Origin of the sequence: Streptomyces aurantiaciflavus (genome assembly GCF_049808595.1) — a bacterium.
In the GTDB taxonomy this organism is placed as follows: Bacteria; Actinomycetota; Actinomycetes; order Streptomycetales; family Streptomycetaceae; genus Streptomyces.
Map to the genome: position 1 here is coordinate 200,005 of NZ_JBNCAQ010000010.1, position 15,682 is coordinate 215,686.

General features: G+C 73.2%; 15 protein-coding genes. 4 read left to right on the top strand and 11 right to left on the bottom strand.

The genetic code is table 11. From position 1 onward, the window contains the following. Positions 1–10: 10 nt before the first annotated feature. From ACPT94_RS14370 to ACPT94_RS14385, 4 genes are all read right to left on the bottom strand, one after another. Positions 11–460: a copper chaperone PCu(A)C gene (locus ACPT94_RS14370; RefSeq protein ID WP_360348089.1), complete on the bottom strand. Its 450-nt coding sequence runs from the start codon at positions 458–460 to the stop codon at positions 11–13. Further along, positions 457–1,107: an SCO family protein gene (locus ACPT94_RS14375; protein WP_360348092.1), complete on the bottom strand. Its 651-nt coding sequence runs from the start codon at positions 1,105–1,107 to the stop codon at positions 457–459. The genes ACPT94_RS14370 and ACPT94_RS14375 overlap by 4 nt, the downstream gene beginning before the upstream one ends. A gap of 81 nt (positions 1,108–1,188) precedes the next feature. Continuing rightward, the gene (locus ACPT94_RS14380) at positions 1,189–1,935 is read right to left on the bottom strand and encodes a YcnI family copper-binding membrane protein (RefSeq protein ID WP_360348181.1); all 747 of its coding nucleotides are present in this window, start codon (positions 1,933–1,935) and stop codon (positions 1,189–1,191) included. A gap of 139 nt (positions 1,936–2,074) precedes the next feature. Continuing rightward, positions 2,075–2,923 (bottom strand): hypothetical protein, encoded by an 849-nt coding sequence (locus ACPT94_RS14385; RefSeq protein ID WP_425245971.1) that lies wholly within the window; start codon positions 2,921–2,923, stop codon positions 2,075–2,077. Between the two features lie 242 nt (positions 2,924–3,165). Here ACPT94_RS14385 and ACPT94_RS14390 point away from each other — a divergent pair, with 242 nt between their 5' ends. After that, positions 3,166–3,618 (top strand): ATP-binding protein, encoded by a 453-nt coding sequence (locus ACPT94_RS14390; protein ID WP_425245972.1) that lies wholly within the window; start codon positions 3,166–3,168, stop codon positions 3,616–3,618. Positions 3,619–3,661: 43 nt separating this feature from the next. Here the strand turns inward: ACPT94_RS14390 and ACPT94_RS14395 are convergent, their stop codons facing one another. Continuing rightward, on the bottom strand, positions 3,662–3,982 hold the full coding sequence (locus ACPT94_RS14395; RefSeq protein ID WP_425245973.1) for a hypothetical protein: 321 nt from the start codon (positions 3,980–3,982) through the stop codon (positions 3,662–3,664). Positions 3,983–4,254: 272 nt separating this feature from the next. Here ACPT94_RS14395 and ACPT94_RS14400 point away from each other — a divergent pair, with 272 nt between their 5' ends. Next, the gene (locus ACPT94_RS14400; RefSeq protein WP_360348103.1) at positions 4,255–5,562 is read left to right on the top strand and encodes a chloride channel protein; all 1,308 of its coding nucleotides are present in this window, start codon (positions 4,255–4,257) and stop codon (positions 5,560–5,562) included. Here ACPT94_RS14400 and ACPT94_RS14405 read toward each other — a convergent pair. From ACPT94_RS14405 to ACPT94_RS14415, 3 genes are all read right to left on the bottom strand, one after another. Continuing rightward, a complete protein-coding gene (locus ACPT94_RS14405; RefSeq protein ID WP_425245974.1) occupies positions 5,510–7,333 on the bottom strand; it encodes a glycoside hydrolase family 15 protein in 1,824 nt (607 codons plus the stop codon). The two genes, ACPT94_RS14400 and ACPT94_RS14405, sit on opposite strands and share 53 nt — an antisense overlap. Before the next feature lie 492 nt (positions 7,334–7,825). After that, on the bottom strand, positions 7,826–9,163 hold the full coding sequence (locus ACPT94_RS14410; RefSeq protein ID WP_425245975.1) for a hypothetical protein: 1,338 nt from the start codon (positions 9,161–9,163) through the stop codon (positions 7,826–7,828). Positions 9,164–9,368: 205 nt separating this feature from the next. Continuing rightward, positions 9,369–9,737: a hypothetical protein gene (locus tag ACPT94_RS14415; protein WP_360348112.1), complete on the bottom strand. Its 369-nt coding sequence runs from the start codon at positions 9,735–9,737 to the stop codon at positions 9,369–9,371. Positions 9,738–10,038: 301 nt separating this feature from the next. On the opposite strand from ACPT94_RS14415, the gene ACPT94_RS14420 reads away from it, so the two are divergent. Together ACPT94_RS14420 and ACPT94_RS14425 are read left to right on the top strand one after the other, a co-directional pair. Further along, a complete protein-coding gene (locus tag ACPT94_RS14420) occupies positions 10,039–10,224 on the top strand; it encodes a hypothetical protein (protein ID WP_425245976.1) in 186 nt (61 codons plus the stop codon). Positions 10,225–10,233: 9 nt separating this feature from the next. Further along, entirely contained in the window at positions 10,234–11,070 is an 837-nt protein-coding gene (locus tag ACPT94_RS14425; RefSeq protein WP_360348118.1) for a triphosphoribosyl-dephospho-CoA synthase, read from the top strand. Positions 11,071–11,435: 365 nt separating this feature from the next. Here the strand turns inward: ACPT94_RS14425 and ACPT94_RS14430 are convergent, their stop codons facing one another. The 3 genes from ACPT94_RS14430 to ACPT94_RS14440 all read right to left on the bottom strand — a co-directional run bounded on the left by ACPT94_RS14430 (position 11,436) and on the right by ACPT94_RS14440 (position 15,680). Then, entirely contained in the window at positions 11,436–12,650 is a 1,215-nt protein-coding gene (locus ACPT94_RS14430; protein WP_425245977.1) for an MFS transporter, read from the bottom strand. 67 nt (positions 12,651–12,717) lie between these two features. Then, complete coding sequence (pdxR, locus tag ACPT94_RS14435) at positions 12,718–14,085, bottom strand: MocR-like pyridoxine biosynthesis transcription factor PdxR (protein ID WP_360348121.1); 1,368 nt, start codon at positions 14,083–14,085, stop codon at positions 12,718–12,720. A 104-nt stretch (positions 14,086–14,189) separates the two neighbouring features. Next, a complete protein-coding gene (locus ACPT94_RS14440; RefSeq protein ID WP_360348124.1) occupies positions 14,190–15,680 on the bottom strand; it encodes an aminopeptidase P family protein in 1,491 nt (496 codons plus the stop codon). Between the last annotated feature and the right edge of the window lie 2 nt (positions 15,681–15,682).

Here is a 15,682-nt window from a genome sequence, read left to right on the forward strand (position 1 = left end):
GGTGCCTCTCTCAGTGCCCGGTCTGTGGGGTGTAGGTGGCGGATTTCACCGGCATCTCGACCACGACGGTTCCGGACTCGGCGAAGTGCAGTTCCACGGTCACCTTCTCGCCCTGCATCGGCTTGTGCTTCAGCTTCTCGAACATCAGGTGGTTCCCTCCGCTGGCGAGCACGAGCCGGCCGTGGGCGGGGACGTCGAGGGAGTCGGCCTCCTCCATCGTCCCGCCGACGGTCTGGTGGACGGTGACGCTGCCCGCGACATCGCTGGTCACGGAGGTCAACTCGTCCTTCGTCCCGCCCTTGTTGCTGACTGTCAGGAAGCCGGCCGCCATGTCGTCGGAGACCGGCTGCGGCATGTAGACGGAGCTCACGGACAGTTCGGCGGCCGAGTCGTCGGAGCCGCAGCCCGCGAGGACCAGGACCCCGGTCAGGGCGGTGGCGCAGACGGCGAACCGCCTCACGGGTTCTGCCCCTTGACGATCTTGGGGAGGTCCTTGGCGTACTGGTCGACCGTGACGCCCTCGCCGTAGAGAAGGTAACCGCCGTTCGTCTTCGGGGAGAAGGCGATGACCTGGGTGCCGTGCGTCGAGACCATCTTGCCGTTCTTGTCCTTGTGCGGCGGCTCGATGGAGATGCCCACGGTGCGTGCGGCGGTCTGGATGGTCGTGAAGTCTCCGGTCAGGCCCACCACCTGCGAGTCGATGCCGTTCAGCCAGGCGCCGAGCGCGGCCGGGGTGTCGCGGGCCGGGTCGGTGGTGACGAACACGACACGCAGCGCGTCCTGCTCCGCCTTGGGCAGCTGCTTCTTCGCGACGGCGATGTTGTTCATCGTCAGCGGGCAGACGTCCGGGCAGTGGGTGTAGCCGAAGTACAGCAGCGTCGGGTGCCCGGCGGTCTCCTTGCGGAGGTCGTACTTCTTGCCCTGGGTGTCGGTCAGGACGAGGTTCGGCTTGGTGAAGGGCTGGTCGAGTACGGTCGCGGCCTGCTTCGAGCTGTCCTCGGAGACGGCGGCGACGGGGCTGGAGTCGCTGTCGCCGCTGCCGCAGGCGGAGAGGGTGAGGGTGGCCGCGGCGAGCAGCGCGGCCGCGGCGAACGTCTTCTTACGCATGGAGATATGTCCCATATGTGATTCATTCCGGTGCGCATCGGGGCCACTGACGGCCCCGGTGCGCACCGCGTACGGGTGAGGTCAGGAGGCGTCGGCCCGGCGTCGGCCGGCGAGCACGCCGTACCCGACGCCGGCGGCGCCGACGACGATGCCGACGATGCCGAGGACACGGGCGGTGGTGTCGCTGCCGCCGGAGGAGTCGGAGGCCTCGGTCGTCGCGGCGGCGGCCTTGGCGTCGTCGGACTCGTCGGAGGCGTCCTCGGCGGACGAGCCGTGGGAGTGGCCGTCCTCGGAGGCGTCGGCCAGCGCGAGCACCGGGGCCGGGTTCTCGGGCTCCTCGCCGCCCTTCTCCTGCACCTCGATCCAGCGCACGACCTCCTTGTTGGAGTACGTCTGGATCGCCTTGAAGACGACCTGGTCGGCCTTCTCGGGCAGCACGCCCATGGAGACCGGGAACTGCTGGAGGAAGCCGGGCTCGATGCCCTTGCCCTCGGCGGTCCACGTGACCTTGGAGACGGCCTCGGAGATCTGCCGCCCGTGCACCTCCAGCGGCTTGGCGAGCTTGCTCTTGGTGACGTCGATCTTCCAGCCGGGGATCGGCTGCGGCAGCACCGAGGAGAGCGGGGTGTCGGTCGGGAAGTTGATCTCCAGCTTGGTGGTCGAGGCGTTGTCGCGCTCGTTCGGGACGCGGAAGTTCACCACCGCGTAGCCGCCCTTGGCGGCCGTGCCCTCCGGCTGCACGGTGACGTGCGCGAAGGCGGGCGCGGACAGGACGAGGACGGCGGAGCCGGCGACGGCAGCGGCGGCGGCGAGACGGGAGGCCTTCAGGACAGGCTTCATGACAGCGAGCACTCCACTCTGAGTGAGTCCGACGGTGAGGAGGCGTGAGCGCGGGAAACGCGCGCACACGCGCGTGCCGCACGACGGCGGCCGTCCCCCCGTGTGGTGGAGTGCTGGTCGCGTCGCGTCAGGCAGCGAGAACGAGTGCGGCGGCGGTCGGCGGACCGCGCCTGATCACCGTGTGCCGGAGTGCGCGAGCCGGCGGCCGGGGGCGCGCGAGCGGGGCGGTGCGCGGGGTGCGCGAGCCCCACTCGGGCGCCGCGGGCAGCCCCGCGAGCAGGGCACGCACCAGCGCGAGCGCCCCGCGCAGGGAGCGCACGCACGCGCCCTCGGCGACGCCGTGCGCCGACAGGCGCATCAGGCGCAGCAGGGCCACGTCACCGCGCCGCAGCAGCCAGCCGGCGGCGACGGCCGCGAGGACATGGCCGAGCAGCATCGGCAGGGACGGCAGCAGCGACACCGACGAGCCGACGCCGGACAGGGCGTCGGCGGGATGGTGCATGGCCTCCATGCCCCCGGCGCCGGCCACGCCGTCGCCGGCGCCGGCGCCGGGGTCGTAGACCCGTGCGTCGATGAGGATCCGCTGCGCCTGGGCGGGACTGATCGCCGCCGCCGTGGTTCCGCAGAGCAGTCGTGCGGCCCGCTCGACCAGCGCGGCGTCGGAGACAGTCGTGGCCGTCGAGGTCACGGCCGCCGTGCCGTGCTGTCCGAGCCCGAACAGCGTGTGCAGCACGGTCTGTCCGACGGCGAGCAGTGCCGCGATGCCCGGCAGCGACCGTTCGCGCCCGGCGAGCGGCACCACGACCGCGAGGACGCCCAGGAATCCGGCGCCCAGCGTCCACAGCGGAACCGAGGCGCAGGAGGCCATGGTGTGACCGGCCCCGGCCAGCACGACGCAGACCGCGGAGAACACCGCGGCCCGCAACAACCGGAGAGAACCTCCGGAGCGCGCCGTGCGCTGGTGGGGGTCAGTCATGGCGGGCTCATCATCGCACTGCCCCGACGACGTCCACACAGCAGGTCCACAACATCCCTGACGATGCGGAAGATCACCCTCTGGTGTGACTGATACGACTGGTGCCGTTGAATCCCCCCATACACCGATTCGGCCTGCCGCGCATCCCCCATATGGGAGGCATCACGCGGAAAGCACGCTTACTTACGGTCCGGGGCGGCAATACGTATCGGTATGTCGAGCCGCGGCCAGGAGGCTGGAGCATGAGCATCTGGTGGTCACTCCATCTGCGGCGTGAGGCCGCGAGCGTGCCGCTCGCCCGGCGCCTGCTGCTCGGCACGATGGAGACGGCGGGCGTCGACCCGGACGTCTCCTACGATCTGTCCGTCGCCCTGAGCGAGGCCTGTGCCAACGCCGTCGAGTACGGCGGGGACACCGCGCACGGCGACTGTTCGGAGGCGTACCGCGTCACCGCCTACCTCGACGGCGAGAAGTGCCGTATCGAGGTCGCCGACTCCGGCCCCGGCTTCACCGGCGAACGCACCAGCCGCCCGGCCCCCGTCCACACCGACGCCGAGGCGGGCCGCGGTCTGTTCCTCATTCAGGAGCTCGCCGACCACGTCCACATCGGCAACAAGCCGGGGCGGACGGGTGCGGTGGTGAGCTTCGACAAGATCCTCAAGTGGCGCAAGGACGCACCGCTGATGGCGGTGTAGCGCTCAGGGGCGTGCTCAGGGGCGGGGCCGGTCGCGGCGGGACTCAGGCTTCTTCCAGGGCGTTGCCGAACTCGCGCAGCAGGCGGCCGTGATGGCTGTGGGCGAGTTGGTGCCCGATCGACAGCACGAGCGCCACGGGCCATTCGATGATCTCCAGCGCGGCCAGTACGCCGACGCCCGCGAGAAACGCCAGCTGGTCGGGCGGCGGCAGCTCGAGACGCCGGCCGAGTACGTCGAGGGCCACGGCGTTGTGCGCGACGGCGCGGTCGGCTGCCGCGGCGGCCTTGCCGGATGCCGCCCCCGCTTGCGGAGCCTCGGACTCGCGGAGGCCGGTGTCCTGTGCGCTGACGGTTGATGCGGTCATGGTTGCCACCCGTTCCACCGGCCGGTCGTAGACGCGTCACCGGAGTGCTATGGCAGGGTTTCCTACTGTTTGTGTCCACCCTATCCAGGGCGTGGGGACAGCGCAGCGGCAGCCGCCGGGCACCTTTGCGTCGCCCGCCGTGCCGTCCGCCGCGCCGTCCGCGCCCCGCGCCGGGTTCAGCACCTCAGGAGGACGCCATCGCCGGGACGAAGCCGGAAGCGGACGCGTCCGCGCCGGGGAACCAGCCCCAGGAGGCCGAGCAGCTGCGGAACATGCTGCGCCGGCCCGAGTACCGCAGGACGCTGGTGTTCTGCGGACTGGTCGGCATCCCGGTCTCGCTGATCGGGTTCTGGTTCCTCGTGGCGATCCACGAGCTGGCGGAGCTGGTGTGGACGGACTGGCCCAGGGATCTGGGCCTGCGGCAGGCCCCCTGGTGGTGGAGCTTCCCCCTGCTGCTCGTGGCGGGTGTGATCGTCGGCCTGGTGGTCACACGGCTGCCCGGGCGGGGCGGTCACATCCCGGCGGGCGGCCTGCACCCGGGCGGTACCACACGCGACGCGCTGCCCGGTGTCGTCCTCGCCGCCCTGGCCGGCCTGCCGCTCGGCGCCGTGCTGGGCCCGGAGGCGCCCCTGATCGCCCTGGGCGGCGGACTCGCCCTGCTGTTCGCGAGTCTCGTACGGGCGCCGCGGACCGAGGCGGGCACGGCGTTGCTAGGCGCCGCCGGTGCCGCCGCGGCCATCTCGGCGCTCTTCGGGAACCCGCTGGTGGGAGCGGTGCTGCTGATGGAGGTGGTCGGGGTGGGCGGGCCGCGGCTCTTCGCGGTGATGCTGCCCGCCCTGCTGTCCAGCGGAGTCGGGGCGGTGGTGTTCACCGGGTTCGGCCGCTGGACCGGCCTGCAGACCGGGAGTCTGCACATCGGGCTGCCGAAGGCGCCGCGGCTCGACGCCGGGGACGTGCTGTGGGTGCTGCTGATGGCGCCCGCCATCGCGCTGCTCATCCACTGCGTCTTCGCGGGCGGGCGGCTCACCGCCGGCTTCGTCGCGTCGCGGACGGTACGGAACACCACCCTGTGCGCGCTCGGGGCGGCGGCCTGCATCGCCCTCTACACGGTCGCCACCGGCCGTTCGCCGTCCGAGGTCGCCCTGTCCGGGCAGGCCACCCTCGGACAGCTGGCCTCCGATCCGCATGCCTGGTCGGTGGGCGCCCTCGTCGCGGTGCTGGTGTTCAAGGCCCTCGCGTACACGCTCTGCCTGGGCAGTCTGCGCGGCGGTCCCGTCTTCCCCGCGCTGTTCCTGGGCGGGGCGGTCGGCGCGCTGCTGGCGCCGCTGCCCGGCTTCGGCCTGGTGCCGGCCATGGCGGCCGGGATGGCGGCGTCGGCGGCCGCGGCCCTGCGGCTGCCCGTCAGCAGCGTGGTGCTGGTCGTCCTCGTGCTGGGCAACGTGGAGACGGTTCCGGTGGTGGTGCTGGCGGCGGTCGTGTCCTTCGTCCTCACCGAACTGCTGCCGCAGGGCCCGCGGATCCCCGAGTTCAGCGAGCGGCCGACCGGTCGAGCGCCTCGTCGAGCGTCGTCGCGGCCATGATGAGCGACAGATGGGTGAACGCCTGCGGGAAGTTGCCCAGTTGCTCGCCGCTGGGGCCGATCTCCTCGGCGAACAGCCCGACATGGTTGGCGTACGTGTGCATCTTCTCGAAGGTGTAGCGGGCCTGCGGGAGGCGGCCGGCCCGTGCCAGGGCGTCGACGTACAGGAACGTGCAGAGGCTGAACGTGCCCTCCGAGCCGCGCAGTCCGTCGGGGGAGGCCGCGGGGTCGTAGCGGTAGACCAGGCTGTCGGAGACGAGGCGGTGGTCCATGGCGTCCAGGGTGGACAGCCAGCCCGGGCTGCGCGGGGCGATGAAACCCACGCGAGGCGCGAGCAGGAGCGAGGCGTCCAGGACGTCGGCACCGTAGTGCTGGACCAGCGCCTGCTCCTTCTGGCTCCAGCCGCGCTCCATGACCTCCTCCAGGATCGCGTCGCGGGCCCGCGTCCAGCGCTGTGTGTCGGCCGGCCGGCTGAACTTCTCGGCGAGTTTCAGGCAGTTGTCGAAGGCGGCCCAGCACATCACGCGGCTGTAGGTGAAGTCCTCGCGTCCGCCGCGGGTCTCCCAGATGCCCTCGTCCGGCCGGTCCCAGTGGTCCGCGAGCCAGTCCACCAGCCGCGTGAGCCCCTTCCAGCCGTGGTAGCCCACCTGCTGGCCGATCTCCTCGGCACTCTCGGACATGGCGTACAGGGCCTCGCCGTAGATGTCGAGCTGCAGCTGGTCGGCGGCGGCGTTGCCGGCCCGCACCGGACCGGACCCGCGGTAGCCCTCGAAGTGGCCGAGGATCTCCTCCGTCAGATGCGGGTCGCCGTCGACCCGGTACATGATCTGCAGCGGTTCCCCGTCCGCGCCCGCGCGGTCCCGCAGCCGCTCTCCGAGCCAGTGGGTGAACTGTTCGGCCTCCTCGACGAATCCCAGGTCGAGCAGCGCCCGCACCGACAGCGAGCCGTCCCGCACCCAGGTGTAGCGGTAGTCCCAGTTGCGCTCGCCGCCGACCTGCTCGGGCAGACCCATCGTCGCCGCGGCGACCGGGGCGCCGGTCGGGGCGTAGGTGAGCAGTTTCAGGGTGATGGCGGAGCGGTTCACCATGTCCGGCCAGCGGCCGCGGTACCGGCAGGTGCGCACCCAGCGCTGCCAGAAGTCGATGTTGTCCCATATTTCCTCGGTGATCGTGTCCACGGTCGGCGGCGGCGGTGGTGCACCGTCCGGCCCGCACACGGTGAACACGGCGGCGGCCGACCGACCCGCGTCCAGCGTGACCGAGCCGCGGGCGTCCCGGCCGTCCCGCTCCAGCGGGAAGGTGGTCTGCAGGTACCCGGTCGCCCCCGGAGCCCGGAAGGTCGCGGTCCGGTCGGTCAGTTCGAGGGCGTGGTCGGCCCGGGCGTAGTCGAAGCGCGGGCGGCACTCCAGGGCGAAGCGCACGGTGCCGCGTACCGTCCGTACGACGCGTACCACCGTGTGCCGGTCGGACGGCGTCCGTGACGTGATGACCGGCATGTGGTCGATGACCTCACCGACCCCGTCGGGAGACATGAAGCGGGTCACGACGCCGGCCGTGTCGGGATAGTAGAGCTGTCGGCGTGTCACGTCGGAGGAGGTGGGCGCGAACCGGAAGTGGCCGCCGCCGTCGTGGTCCAGCAGGGACGCGAAGACGCTCGGGGAGTCGAAGCGCGGTGCCGCGAACCAGTCGATCACCCCTTCGGAGGTCACCAGCGCGGCGGTCTGCAGATCCCCGATCAGTCCGTGGTCGGCGATGGGTGGGTAGCGTTCCATGGCAGTCTCCTTCAGGCCGCTGCGGCGGTCACCCGTCCCGGCCGGACGGCGTCGACCAGGGCCCGGTGGTGCTTCTCGACCTCCGGGGTGCGTGCCGCACGCCGTGCCCGGTGGGGTTGCGGGACCTGCTCGTCGCGGTCGCTCCACGACGGCGTCGTACGGCTCCCTCGACACGGCCGTCGGCGCCGGATCGGCGTGCCGCATGCGCCAACGGCCCACCGTCGCCGAGCTGTTGGCCGGATCCCGGGACTGCCGGTCGTCGGCGGTGCTGCCGGGTGAAGTGGTCGGCTGCTGTCCGTCAACCAACGTATCGCCGCAGGTCGCACCCGGCGACTCGGGCGTACCCGGGCGCCGCGCCACCGCGGTTCGCGTGCGGCGACCGCGCCGGCGGCGATGCCGGTCGAGGCTGCGGTGGAACGCCCTCGGTCCGGACAAGGGCTACCGCTCCGGCTGAGGGCGAGGCGCGCCGTACCCCGCCGAACTGGCGAGACGTCAGGACGCGGGCGCGTCCAGGAACTCGCGGATCGCGAAGGCCGCCAGCACGATCACCGCCGTCCAGATCACGACCATCGTGGTCGGATAGCTCCAGGTGAACAGGACGATCGCGGCCACCGCCAGGATCAGCGCGCCGATCCACCGCTTGAAGCGGTGCACGAACCGGCCCACCGCGCCCAGCCGCAGCCCCGCCGAGGCGGCCACGTCCCGTCCCGCGCCGATGCCCCTGCGACAGAAGCTGCGGGTGAACACGGCGACTCGGGACGGGCCGACGAGGAAGGCCCCGAGAGCCGTCACCAGGGCCAGCGCTCCGACGGCCCGCAGGCTGGAGCGCAGGAACCTCACCAGCGCGTCGTAGACGTCGCCCGCGGCGTCCGAGTTCGTCCCCGGCGGCAGATGGTCCAGGTACACCGCGCGGAAGACGGCGAGACACACCCCCAGTACGACCATGGCGGCGAACACCCCGAGCGCGGCCCCGATCAGCGCCCGCCGGCGATGGGACGCCAGGAACACGCCCGCGGCGGCGATCAGCACCGCGACGATCGGCAGCCAGTTGCCGATGATCTGCAGGACCCGCAGATACGACTTGATCTCGCCGACGTCCTTCCCCTCGATCACCACGAAGTCGGTGTGGACCTCCGGGATCTTCGCCGCCGCCCCGAACCCCGCATCGACCAGCCGGTCCTTCACCTGGGCCACGATCGGTCCCACGTCGATGGCGACCTGGTCGTTCTTCAAGGTCACCACGCTGTCCGACGTGCCCGTCAGTGCCTTGTCCACGGCGTTGTGGGCCCGGCGGTTGGCGTTCGTCCAGGCCTTCTCGAAGGCGCTGCTGGAGACCACCCGCATCACGGTGGTGCTCACCAGCTCCTTCAGACCGCTGGTGATGGGACCGCTCAGGTCGCCGATGAGACTCGCCACCCTGGGCGGCACACCCTCCTGCGACGCCGCCTTGCTGAGCTCCGCGACCAGGGCGTCCACGTCGATCTGCTGGAGCACCACGTCGGTGACCCGGTTCGTGACCGCCTCCTGCACGTCGGGATCGGAGGCCAGCGGCGCCACGGTCGCGACATAGCGGTCGGTGTCCCGGATGATGCTGTTCGCCCAGACGGCGACCACCGCGAGCAGCGCCAGCACGGACGCCAGGATGATCAGCAGGACCGAACCCAGCGCCCGGAGCCAGTGCCTGGGCGCGTGCCGGGCGCCCTCCAACTCGTTCACCCGGCGCCGCAGCTCGTCGAGTTCGCCGCCGTGCTGCCGCGAGGCACGCTGATCGCCGGAAGGAGCCGCCGGCCGGCGCTCCGGCTCGGGTGGGGGCGTGTCGCTGCTCGTCATGCCTTCGAGGAGATCCCGGCCAGGGCCGCCGAGCGAGATGGGAGGGGCCGACGGGGTGACACCCCGCACCGGGTGCGACGACCGGTGTCCGGTGATGCAATGGCATCAGAGGCCACCCGAGCACCAGAGGGCCCACGAGCGCCAGAGGTGACGCCGTGAGCGAGCTGTTCGACGAGTCCGCGTCCTGAGCATGCCTGCCCCGCACTCAGCTGCCGCCGCCGATGACGCGGTAGCTCCGCCACGGGGACTGGCCCGGGGTGTAGGCGACGGACAGCTGCGTGCCCAGATAGAAGCTCTCGCCGCCGACCCGGCCGCTCTGGTCCTCACCGGCCGATGTCAGCACGCAGCGCTCGTTGGCGTAGAGCCGGATGTCGTCGACCGTGTGGTTGGTCACGCGATGCGCACCGCCCGGCAGTCGATGGCACCTGTCGTCGGCCGGGCTCTGGATCACCACCTCCTTCTTGCCCGGCGTGGTGTAGACGATCGTGCCCGTGGCGGAGCCCGAGCAGCCCGCGGCGGCGAGCAGGAGGACGACGGCTCCGGCCCGGCGGCCGGTGGGGCGACGACAGATCATGGCGACGAGTCCTCGTCTGTGCGGGGGCCGGCGGGAGGTGTGCGGCCTCTTCGGCTCACGCTGCCGTGACCACCGGTCCCCGTCATCTGATGCGGGACCAGTCGGCTGAATCCCGGACGGACCTGCACGCCACGCGACCACCGTCCGGCCGGGCCTGTCACCCGGCCGGGCCACGGGGTGGGACGGCCGGGCGGCACCCGGGGTGACGGCCACCGGCGTGTTTCAGCCTTCTCAGCACTCACAGCCGGCTCTCAGCGTTGACCCATGGCCCTGACGGGTGGCATTCCTACGTTCCGTGTCCATGACGGGAACCCACAAAGACAGGACCATCACCCGGCGCCGCGCCCTCCCGGTGACCGGCGGCAGCGGCGGAGCCGGTGGCGGCAGCGGTGACGGCGAGAGCGGCACGCCCCTCAACGGTGCGCCGAGCGGTGCCCCGACCGGCGCCCCGCCGAGCGACGCCCCGTCGGCGTCGGCGTCCTCCTGAGGTACGGCGATGACGAGCCGCGAGGACGACGAGACGCTCGCGCAGGCCGCCGTGGCCGCGCTGACCGGACAACTGGCCCTGGCCCCCAAACCCGGGCTGCCCGACCCGCGTGACCTCGCCGCCCGCGCCACCCGCGTGGACCACCGCGCCCTGCGCTGGTCGGCCAAGGCGCTCGCGCCCGGCCTCGCGGCGATGGCCGCCGCCGCCCGCCGCACCGGCGAACCCACGCCCCGGCTCCGCGCGGAGCTGGGCGCGATCGGCCGGTCCACCGAGCACTCGGTGGGCCTGGCCGGCGGCGGGCACCGCGGTGCGCTGTGGACGCTCGGGCTGCTGGTCGCGGCGGCCGCCCTCGACCCCCGCGCGCGGGGCGCCGAGGTCACCGCCACCGCCAAACGGATCGCCGCCCACGCCGACCGTGGCGCCCCGCGACGCCCGTCCCGCGGCTCGACGGTCTCGGCGAGGTACGGCGCGGCCGGCGCCCGCGGCGAGGCCCGGGCCGGCTTCCCGCACGTCCGCCGGGCCCTGGACGCCCTCGCCGCCGCCCGCACCGCCGGCGCCACCGAGCCCCAGGCCCGCCTCGACGCCCTCCTCACCGTCATGTCCACCCTCCAGGACACCGAACTCCTCCACACCGCGGGCCCGGCCGGCCTGCGCCACGTCCAGGCAGGCGCCCGCGCGGTCCTGGAAGCGGGCGGCACATCGACCAGGGCAGGCCGCGAGGCCCTCGCCTCCCTCGACACGGACCTCCACACCCGCGCCTGGAGCCCCCGCGGAAGCGCGGGCCTCCTGGCAGGCGCGCTGTTCGTGGATTCCCTGCCGGTCCTCGCCCACGCGGGTGCCGCCTGATCGACGCGGCAGGCCGGCAGGGAGGCCGCGGCAGGCCGGCAGAGAGGCCGCGGCCCGGTGCCCTGTCGGCCGCCCTGGGCGCCGGTCGGCACGCGCGGGAGCCTGTGGTGTGTTGGGGCGTGGGGGAGCCCGGGTTCGCGGCGGGCGCGCACCTCGTGGATCCGCCGTGGATCACCGGGCCGCGCGGAAGCCCCCGCGGTCCTGGAGGCGGGCCCTACGACGACGACGGCGCGCCGCCAGGCCAGGTCGGCCCCCCGCGTCGCCCTCCACGCGCGCGGCACGGCCCCCGGCGTCGCCGTCCACGCGCGCGGCACGGCCCCCGGCGTCGCCGTCCACGCGCGCGTCGCACCGCGGCGCAGTGCCGTTCAGCTCGCCCCGACAGGCTGCGCCACCTCCTCGTCCACTCGCCCTCGGGCCGCCCACCGTGTCGCCGGACCCAGCGCGTAGGACGCCGTCACCGTCATCGCGCCCAGGAGCAGCCAGCCCGGTGTGCCCCACTCCACCAGGAGCCAGGTCAGGAGCAGGGGGCCCAGGGTGCGGGCGACCGTGACGCCTGTGCCGAAGAAGCCCTGGTACTCGCCGACGCGGTCGGCCGGGGCCAGGTCGAAGGACAGCTGCCAGGAGCCGGCCGACTGCCCCATCTCCGCCGCGACCTGCAGCACCGCCCCCAGCACCAGGACGCCCGCCGCCACCCAGGGGGAGGCGCCCGCGGACAGCGCGAACGCGGCGCACGCGGCGCACATCACCCACCCCGCGCGGCGCAGTGCGCGCACGGCACTCGCCGGCCCCGTGACCCCGCGCGCGGCCCGCACCTGGAAGACCGTCACGGCGGCGGTGTTGAGCACGAACAGTGCGGAGACCAGCCACGCCGGCGCCCCGGTCCGCGACGTGATCCACAGCGGCAGGACGAGGCTGAGCAGCGGCAGCCGCAGCAGGAGAACGGTGTTGAGCAGCGCGACGAGCGCGTACGGCCGGTCCCGCAGGACGCCTGGGCCGCCCCGGGGACGCACCCGCGCCGGTGCCACCCGGGGCAGCCCGAGGAGCAGCAGCGCGCACAGCAGGAAGCTCACCGAGTCCACCACGAACACCGTGAGATACGCCGCCGGGGTCCCGGCGTGCAGCGCGAGCCCGCCGAGCCCGGCCCCCAACGCCAGTCCGGCGTTGAGCGTCGCCTGCAACCGTGCCAGCAGCCCGGTCCGCTCCCCGGCGGGCGCCAGCCCGGCCAGCAGCGCCTGCCGTGCCGCCGCGAGCCCCGACTGCCCGGCCGCGTAGGCGCACGCGACCAGGACGAACGGCACGAACCCGCGCACGAGCGTGAACGACGCCACCGCGAGCCCGGTCGTCAGCGCCAGCAGCACCGCCGTACCGCGCGGCCCCCGCCGGTCCGCGAGCCGCCCGAGCGGGACTCCGGCCAGCGAGCCGACCGCCCACCCCAGGGTCAGCCCGAGCCCCACGCGCGCGGGAGCGAGACCGGCGACCTGGGTGAAGTACAGGGCCGACGTCGTGTAGTACGCGCCGTCGCCGACCGAGTTGCTCAACTGGGCCAGGGCGAGGAGCCGCTGCGGGGGCGTCTTCGTCATGTCCATGAGGCTAGAGAGGGAGTGGGCCTCCCGACAGCACCAATCACCCGCCACCTCAGTGGCCCAATCAGCCCCCGTCCAGCACCTTCGCCAGCACCTCCAGCGCCTCCGGATACACCCGCTCCCGGGGCGTCCCGTAGCCCACCACGAGCCCTTGCGGGCGCCCCGCGCCGGGCGCGTGCCAGTGCTCGCCGAGCCGGCCGACCGCCAGGCCCTCGGCCTCCGCGCGCGCCAGCACCTCCTCCTCGTCGCCGACCTCCACCAGCGCGTGCAGCCCGGCCGCGATCCCGCGCACGCCCCGGCGCGCGCCCAGCCGGTCCACCAGCAGGTCCCGGCGGCGCCGGTACCGCAGCCGGCACGCGCGCACATGACGGTCGTAGGCGTGGCTGTCGATCAGTTCGGTGAGCGCGAGCTGGCCGATGGACTCGGTGTGGTGGTCGCTGTGCAGCTTGGCGTCGGCCACCGCGTCGACCAGATGCGGCGGCAGCACCATCCAGCCGAGCCGCAGCGCGGGCCCGAGCGTCTTGGAGGCGGTGCCCAGATAGACGACCTCCCCCGGCGCCATCCCCTGGAGCGCGCCGACGGGCTGCCGGTCGTAGCGGAACTCCCCGTCGTAGTCGTCCTCGACGATCAGCCCGCCACGCGCGCGTGCCCAGTCCGTCAGCGCCCGCCGCCGCTCCGGGTGCAGCGTCACGCCGGTCGGGTACTGGTGCGCGGGTGTGACCACCACGGCCCCGACGTCCCCCAGCTCCTGTGCGCGCAGCCCCCGCTCGTCGACCGGCACCGGCACCACCTCCCCGCCGCCCCGCCGTACGACCTCCCGGTGGAACGGCAGCCCGGGATCCTCCATGCCCACCCGCGCGCCGTCCAGCACGCGCGTGAGCAGCGCGAGCCCCTGCACGTACCCGGAGGTGATCACGATCCGCTCGGGCGGCGCGATGACCCCCCGCGCACGCCCCAGATACTCCGACAGCGCCGTCCGCAGTTCCACGCGCCCCCGCGGATCCCCGTAGTCGTACGCCAACGAGGGCGCCGTGGCGATGGCGCGGCGCAGCGCCCGCAGCCAGGCCGCCGCCGGGAACGCCCCGACGTCGGGGCTGCCGGGCCGCAGGTCGAAACGCGGCTCACGCGCGCGTGCGGCGGCCTCCGGGGGTTCCGCTGCGACGGAGGGCAGCGAGGCGACCCGGGTGCCCGAGCCCTGCCGGGCCGTCAGGTACCCCTCGGCGACGAGCTGGTCGTACGCGGCCTTCACGGTGTTGCGCGAGATCCCCACCTCGGCCGCGAGCCGCCGGGTGGCCGGCAACCGGGTCCCGGGCGCCAGCCGGCCGTCCCGCACGGCGTCCCGCAGGGCCCGCTCGAGCCCGGCCCGCCGCCCCTCGCCGCCGTCGGGCTCCAGGTGCAGATCGACTCCGACGCCGGACCAGAAGTCGTCCACGCAGTCCCTCCCCCAGGTACGTGATCCGTAGGTACGTGCTCCGTGCGCGATCCGGGCACGGCGATGGCCGGGCACCTCACCGGTACCCGGCCATCGACTCCGTATCAGCCCTTGAGCGAGGCCATCCAGGACTCGACCTCGTCCGACCGCCGCGGCAGTCCGTCGGACAGGTTCCGGTTCCCGTCCTCGGTCACCAGGATGTCGTCCTCGATCCGCACGCCGATCCCCCGGTACTCCTCCGGCACGGTCAGGTCGTCGGCCTGGAAGTACAGTCCGGGCTCGACCGTGAGCACCATCCCCGGCTCCAGCGTCCCGTCGACGTACGCCTCCACTCGCGCGGCGGCGCAGTCGTGGACGTCCATGCCGAGCATGTGCCCGGTGCCGTGCAGCGTCCAGCGCCGCTGCAGACCGAGCTCCAGGACCCGCTCCACGGGCCCCTCGACGAGCCCCCACTCCACGAGCCGCTCGGCCAGCACCCGCTGGGCCGCGTCATGGAAGTCCCGGTACTTCGCGCCGGGCCGCACCGCCGCGATCCCGGCCTCCTGGGCGTCGTACACGGCGTCGTAGATCTTCTTCTGGAGCTCGCTGAACCGCCCGTTGATCGGCAGCGTCCGCGTGACGTCGGCGGTGTAGTACGTGTGCGTCTCGACGCCCGCGTCGAGCAGCAGCAGCTCACCCGGGCGCACGGGCCCGTCGTTGCGCACCCAGTGCAGCGTGCAGGCGTGCGGCCCGGCCGCGGCGATCGTGCCGTAGCCGACGTCGTTGCCCTCCACGCGCGCGCGGAGGAAGAACGTGCCCTCGATGTACCGCTCCGAGGTGGCCTCGGCCTTGTCGAGGACGCGGACGACGTCCTCGAAGCCGCGCACGGTCGAGTCGACCGCCTTCTGCAGCTCGCCGATCTCGAAGTCGTCCTTGACCAGCCGCGCCTCGGAGAGGAAGACCCGCAGCTCCTCGTCCCGCTCGGCGGTGACCTTGTCGGTCAGCGCGGCCTCGATGCCGGCGTCGTATCCGCGCACGACCCGTACCGGGCCGGTCGCCTCCCGCAGCTTGTCGGCCAGCTCGCGCACGTCCGCGGCGGGGATGCCGTACAGCTGCTCCGCCTCGGTGAGGGAGTGGCGGCGGCCGACCCACAGCTCGCCCTGGCCGGAGAGCCAGAACTCGCCGTTCTCCCGGTCGGAGCGCGGCAGCAGGTAGATCGTCGCGGCATGGCCGTCACCCTCGGGCTCCAGCACGAGGACGCCGTCCTCGGTCTGGTTGCCGGTGAGGTAGGCGTACTCGACGGACGCGCGGAAGGCGTACTCGGTGTCGTTCGAGCGCGTCTTCAGGTTGCCCGCCGGGACCACCAGGCGCTCGCCGGGGAAGCGCGCGGAGAGCGCGGCCCGGCGGGCGGCGGTCTCGGCGGCCTGGGCGATCGGCTGCAGGTCGTGCAGCTCCGTGTCGGCCCAGCCGGACTTCATGTTCTCGGCGAGCTCGTCGGACACGCCCGGGTACAGGCCGTTCTTGCGCTGCTCGATCGGCTCTTCTTCAGCGGTCTCCGGCCCCGCTGCGGTAGCAGCAAAATCAACAGAGTCCGGGAGCTCTTCCGCCACGGTCATCC

What these genes read in the sequence shown, in the direction of transcription:
- ACPT94_RS14375 (WP_360348092.1), bottom strand. Translation starts at nt 1,107, where the DNA reads ATGCGTAAGAAGACGTTCGCCGCGGCCGCGCTGCTCGCCGCGGCCACC.
- ACPT94_RS14385 (WP_425245971.1), bottom strand. Translation starts at nt 2,923, where the DNA reads ATGACTGACCCCCACCAGCGCACGGCGCGCTCCGGAGGTTCTCTCCGG.
- ACPT94_RS14390 (WP_425245972.1), top strand. Translation starts at nt 3,166, where the DNA reads ATGAGCATCTGGTGGTCACTCCATCTGCGGCGTGAGGCCGCGAGCGTG.
- ACPT94_RS14395 (WP_425245973.1), bottom strand. Translation starts at nt 3,982, where the DNA reads ATGACCGCATCAACCGTCAGCGCACAGGACACCGGCCTCCGCGAGTCC.
- ACPT94_RS14400 (WP_360348103.1), top strand. Translation starts at nt 4,255, where the DNA reads ATGCTGCGCCGGCCCGAGTACCGCAGGACGCTGGTGTTCTGCGGACTG.
- ACPT94_RS14405 (WP_425245974.1), bottom strand. Translation starts at nt 7,333, where the DNA reads ATGGAACGCTACCCACCCATCGCCGACCACGGACTGATCGGGGATCTG.
- ACPT94_RS14410 (WP_425245975.1), bottom strand. Translation starts at nt 9,163, where the DNA reads ATGACGAGCAGCGACACGCCCCCACCCGAGCCGGAGCGCCGGCCGGCG.
- ACPT94_RS14415 (WP_360348112.1), bottom strand. Translation starts at nt 9,737, where the DNA reads ATGATCTGTCGTCGCCCCACCGGCCGCCGGGCCGGAGCCGTCGTCCTC.
- ACPT94_RS14420 (WP_425245976.1), top strand. Translation starts at nt 10,039, where the DNA reads ATGACGGGAACCCACAAAGACAGGACCATCACCCGGCGCCGCGCCCTC.
- ACPT94_RS14425 (WP_360348118.1), top strand. Translation starts at nt 10,234, where the DNA reads ATGACGAGCCGCGAGGACGACGAGACGCTCGCGCAGGCCGCCGTGGCC.
- ACPT94_RS14430 (WP_425245977.1), bottom strand. Translation starts at nt 12,650, where the DNA reads ATGACGAAGACGCCCCCGCAGCGGCTCCTCGCCCTGGCCCAGTTGAGC.
- ACPT94_RS14440 (WP_360348124.1), bottom strand. Translation starts at nt 15,680, where the DNA reads ATGACCGTGGCGGAAGAGCTCCCGGACTCTGTTGATTTTGCTGCTACC.